This window comes from Bradyrhizobium cajani (genome assembly GCF_009759665.1).
Taxonomy (GTDB): Bacteria; Pseudomonadota; Alphaproteobacteria; order Rhizobiales; family Xanthobacteraceae; genus Bradyrhizobium; species Bradyrhizobium cajani.
Map to the genome: position 1 here is coordinate 1 of NZ_WQNE01000057.1, position 14,389 is coordinate 14,389.

Sequence of the window (14,389 nt, forward strand, 5' to 3'; positions counted from 1 at the left end):
CCCCAACCCTCTCCCCGCAAGCGGGGCGAGGGGGAACGAGCGGCGGCAGATGAACTCTCCCCCCTCCGCCGAGCGCTGGCGCAGCGCGATACTCTATGCCTGGGTTGCCGCCGGCAGCGTCGTCGGCGGGCTGACGCGTTATCTGGTCGGACTCGCGCTCGACACCGGGCCGGGCTTTCCTTTTGCGACGCTGTTCATCAACGCGACGGGCTCGCTGATCATCGGCTTCTACGCGACGCTGACCGGCCCCGACGGCCGCGTGCTGGCGCGGCCCGAGCACCGGCAGTTCGTCATGACCGGGTTCTGCGGCGGCTACACCACGTTCTCGGCCTTCAGCCTGGAGACCTTCCGCCTGCTCCACGGCGGCATGAAGTCCACGGCACTTGCCTATGTCGCAGCGTCCGTCATCTGCTGGCTGGTGTCGGTGTGGCTCGGGCATATGATGGCGAGCCGCTACAACCGCTTGGCAAGGAGCTGATCATGCAAATCCCCGCTCAGGCAGTTTCGCTCCGGATCTTCATCGGCGAAAGCGATCATTTCGACGGCAAGCCGCTTTATGAAGCGATCGTGATGACCGCGCGCGAGCGGCACCTTGCAGGCGCCACCGTGCTGCGCGGGCCGATGGGATTCGGCAAGTCCAGCCGGCTGCACACCTCGAAGATCCTGCGGCTGTCAGAGGACCTGCCGCTGCTGATCGAGATCGTCGACAGCGAGGACAACATCAATGCATTCCTGCCCATCCTGGATGGCATGATGTCGAGCGGCCTGATTACCTTGGAGAAGGTGCAGGTCCTGCAATATGGTGCGAAGGCCGCGAGCTGATCGCCGCGGTCGGAACCCGAGCCCGCCGTGTCCAGGAGGCGGAATGAACGACACCGTCATCAAGCCGAAAACCAGAACCAGGACCAAGGTCGAGCGGCCTCGGCTGCACAAGGTCATCCTGATCAACGACGACTACACGCCGCGCGAATTCGTCACCATGGTGCTCAAGGCCGAGTTCCGCATGACCGAGGATCAGGCCTACAAGGTGATGATCACCGCGCACAAGCTGGGCACCTGCGTGGTCGCGGTATTCACCAAGGACGTCGCCGAGACCAAGGCGACGCGCGCCACCGATGCCGGCCGTGCCAAGGGCTACCCGTTGCTGTTCACGACGGAGCCGGAAGAGTAAGGCTCAGCGCGTTTTCCGACTTCGCTTCCCGCGCGAGATCATCAGAACCGGCGCACGCCGGACAGCGAAGAAGCCATCCCCTAAAGCGCGATGGGATTAGGATGAATCGTCATCGCGCTTTAGGTTGTTGTTTGAGCATGATCTTTTCGGAAAACCGCTGCGCACTTTTCCGGATCATGCTTTAGGCTCACGCCAGGGTGTCATGCACGTTGACGCGCCCCCCGTCCGGCTTGCTGACATAGAGATGGCTCTCCAGTATGGATTGCATGTTCTCAAACATCGAATAGAGATCGTCGCAATAGACCGAAGGATTATCGTAGCCGTTCGTCTTGGAGAAACGGTGCGGCAGATAGCCTCCCCCGCAGGCGTTCATGAATTTGCACTGACGGCACTTCGCACAAAGGTTGATCGAAGCATCGCGCGCGGCCTTCCAGCGCGGCTCCTTCCTGATCTCATCGATGGCATGATCGAAGATGTTGAAGTGGGTGCTCGTATAGCCATCGCCCGCAATCCGCAGCACATCGTGGGCCTCCACGCTGCCATCGGTCATCACGGTGCAAAGCTCGACGGGTTTGTGGCCCACGCCCTCGGTCGGTGAATTGTTGCCAAGAAGCGCGGTGATCATGTCGGAGATGATGCGGATATCGGTCGTCGGCGTCGTGCGATTTGCCTCGAGCCACAGGTCGAACAGCCCCTTGTAGAAGGCGGCAATGGATGGCGGCCTCTCATCCACCGTCGCGTCAGGGATCATGATGTCGTAGTTGGAGATTCCACACGCGGCGAAGAAATCGGCGTAGTGCCGCGGCGCGTAAGCGGGATTGCATACGGCCAGGGCAATGACGCCAATGTTGCGCGATACCAGCATGCGAGCGGCACGTTCCACGGCGGCATGGGTGCCAGTCCCCTGAAACGTCTTGCGGTGGAGGTCGTGAATATGGGCCGGCCCGTCGATGCTGATCGCAACCGAAATGTTGCGGGCCTCGAAGCAGGTCAGCCATTCGTCATCGATCAACACGCCGTTGGTCGTGACCGCGATGGGTATGTCGCAGCCCGTCCGCGATGAAATGGCATCGCAAGCCTCGGCAAAGCGGTGGAAGTTCGCAACGCCCCACAGCAACGGCTCGCCGCCGTGCAGAATGATGGGAAAATCGACGAGGGAGTACGTGACGACGTGCTCCTCGATGCGTTGCAGCAATCGATGCTGCACATCAGGGCTCATCAGCTTCGGCTTGCTATAAACGGACGCGTCGCGGAACCAGTAACAGTAGTCGCAATCGATGTTGCATCTCGTCGCGACCTTGACCAGCAGCTGCGTAATCGGCTGATCCTGGAAATCGACACGATCTGAATTATCACCCGACATGCCGATACCAAGACGGGCTGGAAGAAGCTTATCTAGTACCCTCGAACAAATCCGCCTCGGCGGAACGCGCCCACGCCTGGAGCGTATGCCGCCCTGCGAAAGGCGCCTGCATTGGCCCCCTTAGCAAATCCCCCTCGCCTGAAAGCCGCCTGGGTCACCACGGGTTCGTCGGAGACAACCCCTTGCTCCGCACTCTGTCCACGCAGATCGTTCAGCAACGCGTCGATACCCTGATGGTCGCTCTGAATGGTGGCGCCCGGCCCATGCAATTGGATGAGGCTCGCCAAGACCTTCAGCGTCGTAATCGGCATGATTGTGCTCCTCTTTTCGCGACGCAATGCAGGGATCGAACGAAAGGCCGGCATGTCGAGCCGGCTGAGCAATAACAAAGATTATACCTTTTCTATTGTAGCGGCAATGTGTCGGGACGGGCGGCCGGACCACCGCCGCCACGGGCGCGCACGAAAGTTGGGCCGCTCAGCCGATGCACGTAAGGCTCGACCAATGGATGCGCAGGACGGTCTTGCCGCCAGCAGCCGGAATTTTAGAGCTATCCTTCCCGACGACGCGGCCTCCAAGCCGCATGTGGAAGCGAAGGCCCGCTACGTTCCTCTGCGCGCACGCCTTATGCCATCACCACCGGCGTCTCTTCCGCCAGCCCGTACACGCGCTGCGCCTTGGCAAATCCCGCGATCGGGAATTCGCCGAGCTCGTGCCAGCCGTGGTGGCAGACATTCGCAAATCCCTCCGACGCCACAACCGTGCGGCCGAGCCGGCCCGTGATCTTCTCCAGCCGTGCCGCAAGATTCACGGCTGGCCCGATGCAGGTGAAGTCGAGGCGGTTGCCGCCGCCGATGTTGCCGTAGAGGATGTTGCCGACATGCAGCGCGACACCGAAGCGGAAACGCTCGACGGCGACGCCGACCGGAAAGGCGAGCGCCTCGACGCTGGCGCGGGATTCGCGCGCCGCCTCCAGCACGTGCGCGCAGACATGTGCGGCATCGCCGACATATTCATCGATCGGGAACACCGCGAGCAGGCCGTCGCCCATGAATTTCAGCACCTCGCCGCCATGGCCCCGGATCGCAGTGACCTGGCAGTCGAAGTAATGGTTGAGGATCGCGACCACGGTCTCGGCCGGCAGCCGGTCCGACAATGCGGTGAAGCCGCGCAGGTCCGACAGCCAGATCACCGCCTGCATGGTGTCGGTGTGGCCACGGCGGATCTGGCCGCCGAGGATGCGCGCGCCGGCGCGGTTGCCGACATAGGTATCGAGCAGCATCTCGGCCGTGCGGCGCAGGCTGATGATCTCGCTGACGCGCGCGAGCGGCGCCATGATGGCGCGGATCGCAGCGATGTCGTCGCCGCTGAAGCCACCGGGCTGCCGTGTCATCCAGCTCGTCGCATGGATCGAACCGTCGAGGAACGACAGCGGCACCGCGATGTAGTCGGTCACGCCTTCGGCCCGCATGTCGTTGATGATCGGGAAGCGCTTACTGTCGGGATCGTCGACGCGGCCCCGGACCTCCAGTCCCTGCTCGAACACGATCCGAAGCGGACTTTGCGCGAACTGCGGCGAATCCAGGACATCGAATTCGACGGCGCCGATTTCGACCTCCTCGCCCTGCCGCCAGATGAAGTTGCGGCCGAAGATTTCCGGATGCAGCGTACGGATGAAGATGCCGAACCGCCATAGCGGCAGGCCGGCCGCGACCAGGCGCTCGCAGAAATCGGCGATCATCTCGGCCGGCTCTTCCGACGACCAAACGCCGTCGATCAGCCAGTGGGTGACGCGCTGGAGCTCGGAGCTTTCCATGCCCGCATTTGCGGACGAAGTTGCGGGATCGTCAAGCTGCGCGGTAGGCTAGTGGCGCGACACGACGCACCAGCCGCGACGTGCTCACCTCTCCCTTCGGGAGAGGTGAAGCAATCAGCGTCCCACCTGCCCGCGGTCGCGCAGGAAGTGATCGGCCAGCACGCAGGCCATCATGGCCTCGCCGACCGGAACGGCGCGGATGCCGACGCAGGGGTCATGGCGGCCCTTCGTGAAGATCTCGGTATCGGCGCCCTTGCTATCGACGGTGAGACGTGGCTGGAGGATCGACGAGGTCGGCTTCACCGCGAAACGCACCACCACCGGCTGGCCGGTGGAGATGCCGCCCAGCACGCCGCCGGCATGGTTGGACAAGAAGCGCGTGCCGTCATTGCCGGTGCGCATCTCGTCGGCGTTCTCCTCGCCGGTGAGCTCGGCGGCGCCAAACCCGGCGCCGATCTCGACGCCCTTCACCGCGTTGATGGTCATCATCGCGGCCGCAAGATCGGAATCGAGCTTGGCGTAGATCGGCGCACCCAGGCCCGCCGGCACGCCCTCGGCGACAACCTCGATCACCGCGCCGATCGAGGAGCCGCTCTTGCGGATGCTGTCGAGATAGGTCTCGAAGAACGCGGCCTTGTCCTTGTCGGGACAGAAGAACGGATTCTTCGCGATCTCGTCCCAGTCCCATTTGGCGCGGTCGATCTTGTGCGGGCCGATCTGCACCAGCGCGCCGCGGACCTTCACGTCGGGCAGCACTTTTCGCGCGATCGCGCCGGCCGCGACGCGCATTGCGGTCTCGCGCGCCGAGGAGCGGCCGCCGCCGCGATAGTCGCGCAGGCCGTATTTGGCTTCATAGGTGAAGTCGGCGTGACCGGGCCGAAACTTGTCCTTGATGTCGGAATAGTCCTTCGAGCGCTGGTCCGTGTTCTCGATCAGGAGCCCGATCGGGGTGCCCGTCGTCACCTGCACGCCGGTCTCGGGATGCGCCATCACGCCGGACAGGATTTTCACCTGGTCAGGCTCCTGGCGCTGGGTGGTGAAACGCGACTGGCCCGGCCGGCGCCGGTCGAGATCCTGCTGGATATCGGCCTCGGTCAGCGGGATCATGGGCGGACAGCCATCGACCACGCAGCCGATCGCCACCCCATGGCTCTCACCAAAGGTCGTGACACGGAACATGTGGCCGAAGGTGTTGAAGGACATTCGTCTCTGGCTCGTCAGTCAGTTCTGACTTGTGGTGGTAACGCGGGGGAACACGGCGTTCAACCCCGTTCCCGTCATTCCGGGATGGTCCGAAGGACCAGACCCGGAATCTCGAGATTCCGGGTTCGCCCTTCGGGCGCCCCGGAATGACGGCGAGTTGGCCTAACTGAACTTCTCCAGCCGCCCCTCGCGGAAGACGTAGACGGCGCCCTGCTCGATATAGAGCTCGGCGGCGCTGGCGGGGGTCTCGATGCCGAGGGCCACCATCAGGGCCCGGCAGGTGCCGCCATGGGCCACCGCGACGGTGTCGACCAGAACCGACTCGTACCAGTCGAGCATGCGCAGCTGGACGGCAGCGTAGGTCTCGCCGCCCGAAGGCGCGACCGTCCATTTGTCTGCGAGGCGCCTCGCATAGATTTCGGGATCAGAGGACTCGCTTTCGGCCAGTGTCAGCCCCTCCCAGACGCCGTAGCCGATCTCGCGCAGGCGGTCGTCGAGCGAATAGCCGGCAGGCGGCAATTCGAGCTTGCCGCGCACGAGTTCCATGGTCTGGCGTGCACGGCCGAGTGGGCTCGACACATAAGGCATCGCCGCTCCGTCCTTGCGGTCGCGCCTGAAGAGATCGGCCAGCACGCCTGCGGCATGCACTGCCTGGCCGCGGCCCCGCGCATTGAGCGGGACGTCCTTGGTGCCCTGGAGCCGCCCGAGCGCATTCCACTCGGTCTCGCCGTGGCGAAGGAAGTAGATCGTGGGCACGGGCATTCCGGAGTTTAAGTGTTAGTCCTTTCCACCCAGCGAAATGTCCGGCGCGTCCGGACGCTTCATGCCGAGCACGTGATAGCCGGAATCGACGTGGTGCACCTCGCCGGTGACGCCGCGCGACAGGTCGGAGAGGAAATACAGGGCACTGCCCCCGACGTCCTCTGTCGACACGTTGCGCCGCATCGGCGCGTTGGTCTCGTTCCACTTCAGGATATAGCGGAAGTCACCGATGCCCGAGGCGGCGAGCGTCTTGATGGGACCTGCCGAGATCGCGTTGACGCGGATTTTCTTCTCACCGAGGTCGGCGGCGAGATAGCGCACGCTGGCCTCCAGCGCCGCCTTCGCCACGCCCATCACGTTGTAGTGCGGCATCCATTTCTCGGCGCCGTAATAGCTGAGCGTGATGAGCGAGCCGCCATCCGTCATCAGCTTCTCGGCGCGCTGCGCCACCGCGGTGAACGAATAGCAGGAGATCAGCATCGACTTCGAAAAATTCTCCTGCGTGGTGTCGACGTAGCGGCCGTCGAGCTGCTCGCCATAGGCGATCGCGTGCACCAGGAAGTCGATCTTGCCCCACTTCTCCTTCAGCACCGCGAAGGCGGCGTCGATGGTTGCCGCGTCCGTGACGTCGCAATGGCCGAGCACGAGGCCGCCGATCTCCGCGGCGAGCGGCTCGACGCGCTTCTTCAGCGCATCGCCCTGATAGGTGAAGGCGAGCTCGGCGCCGGCCGCGTGGCATGCCTTGGCGATGCCCCAGGCGATCGAGCGATTGTTGGCAACGCCGAGGATCACCCCGCGCTTGCCTTGCATCAGTCCTGAATTTTGCGCCATTTTCTAATGCCCTGTCGAGCTCTCGGTGAGGTCTGGAGGTACACCAGCCCTCCTTCGCGGTACAGCCCTAATACGCGGCGTTAACGCTGTTTCGAGTGCCGGAATAGCCGTTCCACTCGGGTGTTATGATCGTTGAGGCGTTCGCGCCGAACGTTGGGACGTCAAGACCGCAATGAATGCGTTTCGCCAGAGTGTGGAAGCCATGATCCCGGCGTTGCGCCGCTACGCCCGCGCGCTGACGCGCGATGCGGATGCGGCCGACGATCTGGTGCAGGATACATTGGTGCGGGCGCTGCGTTCGGAGCGGCTGTTTCTCGGGGGCGACGTCAGGAGCTGGCTCTATACGATCCTGACCAACCTCAACAAGAACCGGCGGCGTTCGCTGGCGCGACGGCCGCAGTTCATGCAGCTGACGGAGAACAACCCGGATGCCAGCGGGACCGAGGCCGAAGGGCGCGACATCGAGAAGGCGCTGGCAACGCTGGTCGAGGAGCAGCGCTCGGTGCTGCTGCTGGTGATGCTGGAGGGCATGAGCTACCGCGAGGTCGCGGACATCCAGGGCGTGCCGATCGGCACGGTGATGTCGCGCCTGGCACGCGCCCGCGCCCACGTCAAAGCCTCGCTGGAGGGCGAGCGCCCGGCGCTCAGGCGGGTGAAATGATGGCGGGATCGATCGATCGCGAATTGTCCGCCCGCGACCTGACGATGAAGCGAGCGAAGTTGAGTCACGAAGGATATTTTGGGCCGCGGAGCCAGAGACGACGGATATGAACGACCGCAAGATTTCAGTGACCGAAGACGAACTGCACGCCTATGTCGACGGCGAGCTGCCGGCAGAGCGCCGCGCCGATGTCGAGGCCTGGCTCGCCGCCAATCCGGAAGAGGCCGAGCGTGTGCAGTCCTGGCGCGCCATGGCCGAGATGCTGCACGCCCGCTACGACGCCGTCGCGCAGGAGCCGGTGCCGGCGCGGCTCGAGCTCGAGCGGCTGGTGCGCCGGCCCCGTCAGTGGCTCTATGGCGCCGCCGCGGCCGCGATGGTTGCGTTCGTCGCCGGCGGTACCGCCGGCTGGGTGGCGCATGGCGCCGCCAACGCCCCCTCGACCTTCCGGAGTTTTACGGCTGACGCGCTCGACGCCCACCGCCTCTATGTCGTCGAGGTCCGCCATCCCGTCGAGGTACCCGGCAACGAGCGGGATCATCTCCAGGCCTGGCTGACGCGGCGCTGCGGCTGGACCGTGTTTGCGCCGAATCTGGAGGCGAGCGGGCTGAAGCTCGTCGGCGGCCGGCTTCTGCCGGGGCCGAACGGTCCGGCTTCATTCTTGATGTATGAGGGCGCCTCGGGCGAGCGGTTCACGATCTACGCCGCCAAGACCGAGACCGGCGCGACTCAGATGCGCTACGCCAGGACGGACAAGGACGGGGCGCTGTTCTGGGCCGAGCGCGGCGTCGGTTACGTCGTCAGCGGCGGCGGCGACCGCGACCGGCTGACCAGGGTGGCGCAGGCCGTGTACGATCAGGCCGAGAAAAACGGCGGCTAATCGACCGGCCATAGCCGCAGCTCCGCCTCGACGGACATCGCGAAGCACGGTGCCTAGATTCCGTCATCGAAAATTTGGAATCAGGACATCGGCGCGTCTCATTATCGCACCGGATGATCACGCGAAAATGAGCAGCGTTCGATCCGCCGATCGACGCGGGCGGCCTCGATTGGGGTTTTTGGTACCGCGCTGGTCCCCCTCTCGAGGCCGCACCTATTTATCGGCTGCCCCGCCGGACAACCGACACGCCGAGCAAGCGAAGCGCCACCGCGCCTCAGCACATGATGAGCATCATCTGCCGGAAGATGCCCTGGATCTTCAGGAGAACCCCTTCAGTTGCGATCACGCCCTAACCAACCCCACTACGCGGATTGTAGGGGTGTTGGTCCCGCCACTTTTCCATCAATGCCTCAAGTTCGGCATCGTTCCCGTCTGGTAGCATAATCCTGATGACGACGAAGAGATCCCCCGTTCCGCCAGCTTTCGGCAGTCCCTTGCCCTTGAGGCGGAAGGTCCGGCCACTGGAGGTGTTCTTGGGGACCGAAAGTTCCACGGCATTGCCGAGGGTGGGCACGCGAACCTTGCCGCCGAGCACGGCCTCATAGAGCGTGACCGGCAGGTCGATGCGGAGATCGGCGCCCTCGACCTTGAAGTGCGGGTGCGGCGCGATGCTGATGGTGATCAGGAGATCGCCGGGCGGATGGCCCTGCGCGCTCTCGCCCTGCCCCCGCAGCCGGATCTGCTGGCCTTCAACGACGCCGGCCGGAATCTTGACGTTGAGCTCCTTGCCGTTCGGCAGCCGAACGCGCTTCTCACCGCCCCTGACCGACTCCTCCAGCGAGACGCTCATGGCAACGTTCACGTCGAGATCGAGCCCGATCCCGCCGGTGTCGAATTCGAAGTGGGCTCCGCCGCCGGCCCCGGGGCGCGCGCCGCGGGTCCCGCCACCGAACATGCTGTTGAGGATGTCCTCGAACGCGCCGCCGCCCTGGCCAGGGCCGCCGCCGGAGCGGAACGTATAGCTCTCGAACCCGCCGGGGCCTGCGCGCCCGCGCGCGCCGCCGCCCCCGGGAAAGCCCTGGAAGCGCGGCTTGCCCTCGGCGTCGATCTCGCCGCGGTCAAACTGCTTGCGCTTGTCCTCGTCGCCGAGGATCTCGTTGGCCGTGTTGATCTCGGCAAAGCGCTCAGCCGCTTTCGGGTCGTCCTTGTTGCTGTCGGGATGGTGCTTCTTGGCAAGCTTGCGATAGGCGCTCTTGATGGCGGCAGCGTTGGCGCTCCGCGGCACCCCCAAGACCTCATAGGGGTCGCGCATCCGTCACGTCTCCTTCAGGGAATCGAATTGTTCAAAGGGCTCCCCGCCCCACCTGCGATCCATGTGGGATGGGAGTGGCATTTTTGCAACTAGTCAGGCCAGCCGAAGCTCTATGGTTCGAGCGTGATCTGATCGGAAGACCGGTTCCCATTTCTCGCGAACGCGGCCCTCCGAGTCTGGATCATGCTCAGCTCCGCCACGGCTTTAGCGTATGAATCTCCCAACGGCCACGGCTGCTTTGGCATCCGGCTCCCTGAAGCCAACTTTCTGTGCTGCCGTTGACATAGCTCGCCAGGAAATCCCGGCACTTGCGCCCGTCCTCGGCGGCATAGGACTGCGCGATCGGGGTAACGGAGCCGCGGGCACCGGTCTCCGGATTCTCCCAATGCTGGCTGGAATCCCTATCGCCCTTGCTCAGGACGTCGGAGGCGGCATTGCGGGCGAAGGCCAGATCGGTCTCGGTTGGCGCGGTGTCCTTTGCCGGCTGCGCGATCGAGCCGGTGAGATCGCTGTCGTCAGCCTTGGCGTAGGCCCCCTTGTCATTGCGGGAGAAGCTGCAACCGCCGGTGCCGAGCCCGACGAGAATGATCGTCATGACAAGGCCGGACGGCCGGATCGCCGATAGGCCAATGCGTCCCCATGCCCTATATAGGGCGGTAGCAGACAACAGCGGGTTTTGGGCCGCGCGACGCAACTCGGACTCCAGACATGACCGACACGACCTCGATGAAACACCAGACACCCTTAACATCCGGTGATTTCACCGCCGCCGACGAGCCGTTCGCGCTGTTCGAGGCCTGGCTGAACGAGGCGATCAAGAGCGAGCCGAACGATCCGAACGCGATGGCGCTCGCGACGGTCGATCCCGACGGGCTGCCCGACGTCCGCATGGTGCTGATGAAGGGCTTCGATACCGAGGGTTTTGTCTTCTACAGCCACATCGCCAGCCAGAAGGGCCGCGAACTCGCCGCAAATCCTAAGGCGGCCTTACTTTTTCACTGGAAGTCGCTGCGCCGTCAGGTCCGCATCCGCGGCAACGTGACGCCGGTGACCGATGCCGAGGCCGACGCCTATTTCGCCACTCGTCCCAAGCAGGCGCAGATCGGCGCCTGGGCCAGCAAGCAGTCGCAGGAGCTGGAGAGCCGCTTCGCCTTCGAACAAGCCATCGCAAAAGTCGCGGCCAAATACGTCATCGGCGAGGTGCCGCGGCCGCCGGGCTGGAGCGGCTGGCGCATCACACCTTCGCGTATCGAGTTCTGGCACGACCGCCCATTCCGCCTGCACGACCGCATCGAATTTCGCCGTGACGCGGCCGGCCAGCCATGGTCCAAGACGCGGATGTATCCTTGAGCCTTTCTCTTGGGCCGACCTGAAAGATGTCCATGCCGCATTCGTCCAACGTGCCGCGTCGTACGCTGCTCCTGACCGGAGCCAGCCGCGGCATCGGCCACGCCACCGTGATCCGCTTTTCCTCGGCCGGCTGGCGCGTCATCACCTGCTCGCGGCATCCGTTCCCGGAGGACTGTCCGTGGGACGCAGGACCCGAGGATCACATCCAGGTCGACCTCGGTGATCCCCTGGACACCGCCCGGGCGATCACGGAAATCCGCCGCCGGCTCGAGGGCGGCACGCTGCACGCGCTGGTCAACAATGCCGCGATCTCGCCCAAGGGACCCGGCGGCGGCCGGCTCGGTTCGGTCGATACCGACCTCGACACCTGGACGCACGTGTTTCACGTCAACTTCTTCGCGCCGATCATGATGGCGCGCGGACTGATCGAGGAATTGAAGGCGGCCAAGGGATCGGTCGTGAACGTCACGTCGATTGCGGGCTCGCGCGTTCATCCCTTCGCTGGCGCCGCCTACGCCACCTCCAAGGCGGCGCTGGCGTCGCTGACGCGCGAGATGGCCTCCGACTTCGGCCGCATCGGCGTGCGCGTCAACGCGATCGCACCCGGCGAGATCGACACCTCGATCCTGTCGCCCGGCACCGAGAAGATCGTCGACCAGCAGATCCCGATGCACCGCCTCGGCACGCCGGACGAGGTCGCCAAGATCATCTACGTGCTGTGCACGGACACCAGTTCCTACGTCAACGGCGCCGAGATCCACATCAACGGCGGCCAGCACGTGTAGCAAGGCGCAAAGGGATGGGCCGGTTCGCGAGCACAGCGGCACTCTACGAGCATTTGCGGCCGCCCTACCCGAGCGAATTCTTCCGCAGTGTCGCGCAAAAGCTTGGTCTCTCCAGAGAGAGCAGTCTGATGGACCTCGGCACCGGACCCGGGCTCTTGGCGCTCGGCTTCGGGCCCTATGTCGGCCGCGTCGTCGGCGTCGATCCCGAACCCGCGATGATCGAGGCGGCGCGACATGCCGCAGCGGGTGCAGGGCGGCATATTACGCTGATCGAAAGCAAGGCCGAAACGCTTGCCCCCGACATCGGCAGCTTCGACGTCGTGACGATCGGCCGCGCACTGCATTGGATGGACCGCGACCTGACGCTCGCGCTGCTCGACCGGCTGGTCGCCCGCGACGGCGCCATTCTGATCTGCGCCTCGTTCTCAGCCACCGACGGCCGCAACCCCTGGCTTGACGGCTACAATGAAGTCCGGCGCCGCTGGTCGCCGGCCCGTCTCTGGGAGGAGGCCGGCCGTGGCACGCGGACCCATCGCGACCTTCCCGCATTCTTTCGCGACAGCTCCTTTCAACCGGCCGAACTCGTGACAGTCGAAACAAACCATGTGGTGAGCGCGCAGGACCTCGCTCAACGCACCCTCACCTACTCATCGTCCTCGCCGGAGGCCGTGGGCGACAACGTCGAGGCGATGCTGCGTGATGCCGAGGAGCAGCTGGCTTCGTTCAGCCGCGACGGCGCCATCGCCGAGACCATCGTCTCGACGGCGCAGATCGTGAAGCGCTAGTTGATTTGGCCGAAGGGCGGAAGCAAGGCGATCCAGACAACGCCGCCGCAAGACCTGGATCGCCCTTACCTTCCGTTCCTCAATCGAGTCGAATCCGACGTGACCTCTCGCGTGGCCGCGGAGCGGCCGCGCTGAACGCAGTTGAGCAGTCGTCGTCGTTTTCGCCGTCGAGCAGCGGAGCACCACAGTGCCGGCACATCCGTGCCGACAACGACGGCGCCTTGCCGCTCGTCACGACCTGACGGTAGTTCGCCAGATCGATGACGTTGCGGGGCGTCGTTATGTGTTTTTCAACCATGGCTGTTCCTCGCGGCTAACATGCTGCTTATCGCAGACAAGTTTCGCGCAAACGTTCAGTCCACCGCTCAAATTTTACCGGAGGAATTGGGGCGGCGCACAGGCATCACCGCGCGGCCTCAATCCCGCTCTATTCTGCGACACGATCCACCGTGTCTCTGCGAATGGCGTAAGGTCTCGGTAGGTATCACAGCCACTTCTTCCACTTGAAGATCCAGTACGGGACGATGGCGGCGACCAGCATCATGACGATTGCCATCGGATAGCCGTGCGCCCATTCGAGTTCCGGCATCGACTTGAAGTTCATGCCGTAGACCGAGGCGATCAGCGTCGGCGGCATCAGGACAACAGCCATGACCGAGAACAGCTTGATGATGTTGTTCTGCTCGAGATTGACGACGCCGAGCATGGCGTCGAGCACGAAGGTGATCTTGTTGGAGAGATAGGAGGCGTGGTCGGTCAGCGAGGCGACGTCGCGCTGCATGGTCTTGAGCTGCTCGCGCATGTCCTTCGACCATTTCACGCCCTCCACCACCGCGGAGAGGAAGGTGACGACGCGGCCGATCGACACCAGGCTCTCGCGAACCTTCGAGGTCAGGTCGCCCTTGCGGCCGATCGAGATCAGGATCTGGGAGTATTGCTTGGCGTGGCCGTGGCGCTCGCTTTCGGGCTCGAAGATGTCGTGCGAGACCTGGTCGATCTCGGCGCCGCAGCGCTCCAGGATGTCGGCGCAGCGGTCGATCACGGCGTCCAGAAGTTCCATCAGCACCATCTCGCCGGTGATGGAAGGCGTGCAGGAGCGGGCGAGCTTGGCCTCGACCAGGGCGAACGGCTTCGGCAGGTCGTAGCGCACCGTCACCAGGCGGTGGTCGCCAAGGATGAAGGTCACCGCCGTGGTCCGGGGCATGTCGGTATCGGACTGGCACATCAGCGTCGCGGTCATGTAGCGCGCGCCGTTCTCGATATAGAGGCGGCTGGAGATCTCGATCTCCTGCATGTCTTCACGGGTGGGGATCGCAATACCGGCCATCCGCTCCACAGCCTTGTCCTCTGCTGCGGTCGGATTGACGAGGTCGATCCAGACCGCATTCTCCGGCAGGGCCGCAAGATCGTCGACTACGGCCTTCTTGAGGGCACCCTCGGAGGGAACGAACACAGAAAACATGAACAACTCCA

Annotated in this window: 18 protein-coding genes; 8 read left to right on the forward strand and 10 right to left on the reverse strand. The window is 64.3% G+C overall.

The window, feature by feature from the left end:
* The first annotated feature begins 49 nt into the window (after nucleotides 1–49).
* Genes crcB through clpS form a run of 3 tightly spaced genes read left to right on the forward strand, consistent with a single transcriptional unit; the run spans nucleotide 50 to nucleotide 1,171 of the window.
* Nucleotides 50–478 carry a fluoride efflux transporter CrcB gene (crcB, locus tag GPL20_RS36645; RefSeq protein ID WP_157337270.1) on the forward strand — a complete coding sequence of 143 codons (429 nt, stop codon included), beginning with the start codon at nucleotides 50–52 and terminating at the stop codon, nucleotides 476–478.
* Between the two features lie 2 nt (nucleotides 479–480).
* On the forward strand, nucleotides 481–822 hold the full coding sequence (locus GPL20_RS36650) for a DUF190 domain-containing protein (protein WP_157337271.1): 342 nt from the start codon (nucleotides 481–483) through the stop codon (nucleotides 820–822).
* 43 nt (nucleotides 823–865) lie between these two features.
* Nucleotides 866–1,171 (forward strand): ATP-dependent Clp protease adapter ClpS, encoded by a 306-nt coding sequence (gene clpS, locus GPL20_RS36655; RefSeq protein ID WP_157337272.1) that lies wholly within the window; start codon nucleotides 866–868, stop codon nucleotides 1,169–1,171.
* 187 nt (nucleotides 1,172–1,358) lie between these two features.
* On the opposite strand, the gene GPL20_RS36660 is transcribed toward clpS, so the two are convergent.
* From GPL20_RS36660 to fabI, 6 genes are all read right to left on the reverse strand, one after another.
* Nucleotides 1,359–2,534 (reverse strand): radical SAM protein, encoded by a 1,176-nt coding sequence (locus GPL20_RS36660; protein WP_157337273.1) that lies wholly within the window; start codon nucleotides 2,532–2,534, stop codon nucleotides 1,359–1,361.
* 32 nt (nucleotides 2,535–2,566) lie between these two features.
* Nucleotides 2,567–2,845, reverse strand: coding sequence for a hypothetical protein (locus GPL20_RS36665; protein WP_157337274.1), 279 nt, complete (start codon nucleotides 2,843–2,845; stop codon nucleotides 2,567–2,569).
* A 314-nt stretch (nucleotides 2,846–3,159) separates the two neighbouring features.
* The gene (locus GPL20_RS36670; protein ID WP_157337275.1) at nucleotides 3,160–4,350 is read right to left on the reverse strand and encodes an adenylate/guanylate cyclase domain-containing protein; all 1,191 of its coding nucleotides are present in this window, start codon (nucleotides 4,348–4,350) and stop codon (nucleotides 3,160–3,162) included.
* Between the two features lie 114 nt (nucleotides 4,351–4,464).
* On the reverse strand, nucleotides 4,465–5,553 hold the full coding sequence (aroC, locus tag GPL20_RS36675) for a chorismate synthase (protein ID WP_157337277.1): 1,089 nt from the start codon (nucleotides 5,551–5,553) through the stop codon (nucleotides 4,465–4,467).
* Nucleotides 5,554–5,715: 162 nt separating this feature from the next.
* A complete protein-coding gene (locus tag GPL20_RS36680; RefSeq protein ID WP_157337279.1) occupies nucleotides 5,716–6,315 on the reverse strand; it encodes a histidine phosphatase family protein in 600 nt (199 codons plus the stop codon).
* A gap of 15 nt (nucleotides 6,316–6,330) precedes the next feature.
* Complete coding sequence (gene fabI, locus GPL20_RS36685; RefSeq protein WP_157337281.1) at nucleotides 6,331–7,146, reverse strand: enoyl-ACP reductase FabI; 816 nt, start codon at nucleotides 7,144–7,146, stop codon at nucleotides 6,331–6,333.
* Nucleotides 7,147–7,318: 172 nt separating this feature from the next.
* On the opposite strand from fabI, the gene GPL20_RS36690 reads away from it, so the two are divergent.
* Entirely contained in the window at nucleotides 7,319–7,807 is a 489-nt protein-coding gene (locus tag GPL20_RS36690) for a sigma-70 family RNA polymerase sigma factor (protein ID WP_157337283.1), read from the forward strand.
* 106 nt (nucleotides 7,808–7,913) lie between these two features.
* Entirely contained in the window at nucleotides 7,914–8,684 is a 771-nt protein-coding gene (locus tag GPL20_RS36695; protein WP_157337285.1) for an anti-sigma factor family protein, read from the forward strand.
* A 349-nt stretch (nucleotides 8,685–9,033) separates the two neighbouring features.
* Here GPL20_RS36695 and GPL20_RS36700 read toward each other — a convergent pair whose 3' ends face one another.
* Together GPL20_RS36700 and GPL20_RS36705 are read right to left on the reverse strand one after the other, a co-directional pair.
* Nucleotides 9,034–9,996: a DnaJ C-terminal domain-containing protein gene (locus GPL20_RS36700; RefSeq protein ID WP_157337287.1), complete on the reverse strand. Its 963-nt coding sequence runs from the start codon at nucleotides 9,994–9,996 to the stop codon at nucleotides 9,034–9,036.
* A gap of 187 nt (nucleotides 9,997–10,183) precedes the next feature.
* A complete protein-coding gene (locus GPL20_RS36705; RefSeq protein ID WP_157337289.1) occupies nucleotides 10,184–10,747 on the reverse strand; it encodes an RT0821/Lpp0805 family surface protein in 564 nt (187 codons plus the stop codon).
* Here GPL20_RS36705 and pdxH point away from each other — a divergent pair.
* The 3 genes from pdxH to GPL20_RS36720 are packed head-to-tail and all read left to right on the forward strand — an operon-like array spanning nucleotide 10,705 to nucleotide 12,916.
* Nucleotides 10,705–11,346, forward strand: a complete 642-nt coding sequence (gene pdxH / locus GPL20_RS36710; RefSeq protein WP_157337291.1) for a pyridoxamine 5'-phosphate oxidase — start codon at nucleotides 10,705–10,707, stop codon at nucleotides 11,344–11,346. The two genes, GPL20_RS36705 and pdxH, sit on opposite strands and share 43 nt — an antisense overlap.
* 32 nt (nucleotides 11,347–11,378) lie before the next feature.
* On the forward strand, nucleotides 11,379–12,131 hold the full coding sequence (locus tag GPL20_RS36715) for an SDR family NAD(P)-dependent oxidoreductase (RefSeq protein WP_157337293.1): 753 nt from the start codon (nucleotides 11,379–11,381) through the stop codon (nucleotides 12,129–12,131).
* 14 nt (nucleotides 12,132–12,145) lie between these two features.
* On the forward strand, nucleotides 12,146–12,916 hold the full coding sequence (locus GPL20_RS36720; protein WP_157337295.1) for a class I SAM-dependent methyltransferase: 771 nt from the start codon (nucleotides 12,146–12,148) through the stop codon (nucleotides 12,914–12,916).
* Between the two features lie 79 nt (nucleotides 12,917–12,995).
* Here the strand turns inward: GPL20_RS36720 and GPL20_RS36725 are convergent, their stop codons facing one another.
* Entirely contained in the window at nucleotides 12,996–13,214 is a 219-nt protein-coding gene (locus GPL20_RS36725) for a hypothetical protein (RefSeq protein ID WP_157337297.1), read from the reverse strand.
* Nucleotides 13,215–13,400: 186 nt separating this feature from the next.
* Complete coding sequence (locus tag GPL20_RS36730; RefSeq protein ID WP_157337299.1) at nucleotides 13,401–14,378, reverse strand: magnesium transporter CorA family protein; 978 nt, start codon at nucleotides 14,376–14,378, stop codon at nucleotides 13,401–13,403.
* Nucleotides 14,379–14,389 lie beyond the last annotated feature (11 nt).

Coding starts and splice junctions, on each gene's coding strand:
- GPL20_RS36660 (WP_157337273.1), bottom strand. CDS start 2,534: ATGTCGGGTGATAATTCAGATCGTGTCGATTTCCAGGATCAGCCGATT.
- GPL20_RS36665 (WP_157337274.1), bottom strand. CDS start 2,845: ATGCCGATTACGACGCTGAAGGTCTTGGCGAGCCTCATCCAATTGCAT.
- GPL20_RS36695 (WP_157337285.1), top strand. CDS start 7,914: ATGAACGACCGCAAGATTTCAGTGACCGAAGACGAACTGCACGCCTAT.
- GPL20_RS36720 (WP_157337295.1), top strand. CDS start 12,146: ATGGGCCGGTTCGCGAGCACAGCGGCACTCTACGAGCATTTGCGGCCG.
- crcB (WP_157337270.1), top strand. CDS start 50: ATGAACTCTCCCCCCTCCGCCGAGCGCTGGCGCAGCGCGATACTCTAT.
- GPL20_RS36680 (WP_157337279.1), bottom strand. CDS start 6,315: ATGCCCGTGCCCACGATCTACTTCCTTCGCCACGGCGAGACCGAGTGG.
- GPL20_RS36705 (WP_157337289.1), bottom strand. CDS start 10,747: ATGTTAAGGGTGTCTGGTGTTTCATCGAGGTCGTGTCGGTCATGTCTG.
- aroC (WP_157337277.1), bottom strand. CDS start 5,553: ATGTCCTTCAACACCTTCGGCCACATGTTCCGTGTCACGACCTTTGGT.
- pdxH (WP_157337291.1), top strand. CDS start 10,705: ATGACCGACACGACCTCGATGAAACACCAGACACCCTTAACATCCGGT.
- GPL20_RS36730 (WP_157337299.1), bottom strand. CDS start 14,378: ATGTTTTCTGTGTTCGTTCCCTCCGAGGGTGCCCTCAAGAAGGCCGTA.
- GPL20_RS36670 (WP_157337275.1), bottom strand. CDS start 4,350: ATGGAAAGCTCCGAGCTCCAGCGCGTCACCCACTGGCTGATCGACGGC.
- GPL20_RS36690 (WP_157337283.1), top strand. CDS start 7,319: ATGAATGCGTTTCGCCAGAGTGTGGAAGCCATGATCCCGGCGTTGCGC.
- GPL20_RS36650 (WP_157337271.1), top strand. CDS start 481: ATGCAAATCCCCGCTCAGGCAGTTTCGCTCCGGATCTTCATCGGCGAA.
- GPL20_RS36700 (WP_157337287.1), bottom strand. CDS start 9,996: ATGCGCGACCCCTATGAGGTCTTGGGGGTGCCGCGGAGCGCCAACGCT.
- fabI (WP_157337281.1), bottom strand. CDS start 7,146: ATGGCGCAAAATTCAGGACTGATGCAAGGCAAGCGCGGGGTGATCCTC.
- clpS (WP_157337272.1), top strand. CDS start 866: ATGAACGACACCGTCATCAAGCCGAAAACCAGAACCAGGACCAAGGTC.
- GPL20_RS36725 (WP_157337297.1), bottom strand. CDS start 13,214: ATGGTTGAAAAACACATAACGACGCCCCGCAACGTCATCGATCTGGCG.
- GPL20_RS36715 (WP_157337293.1), top strand. CDS start 11,379: ATGCCGCATTCGTCCAACGTGCCGCGTCGTACGCTGCTCCTGACCGGA.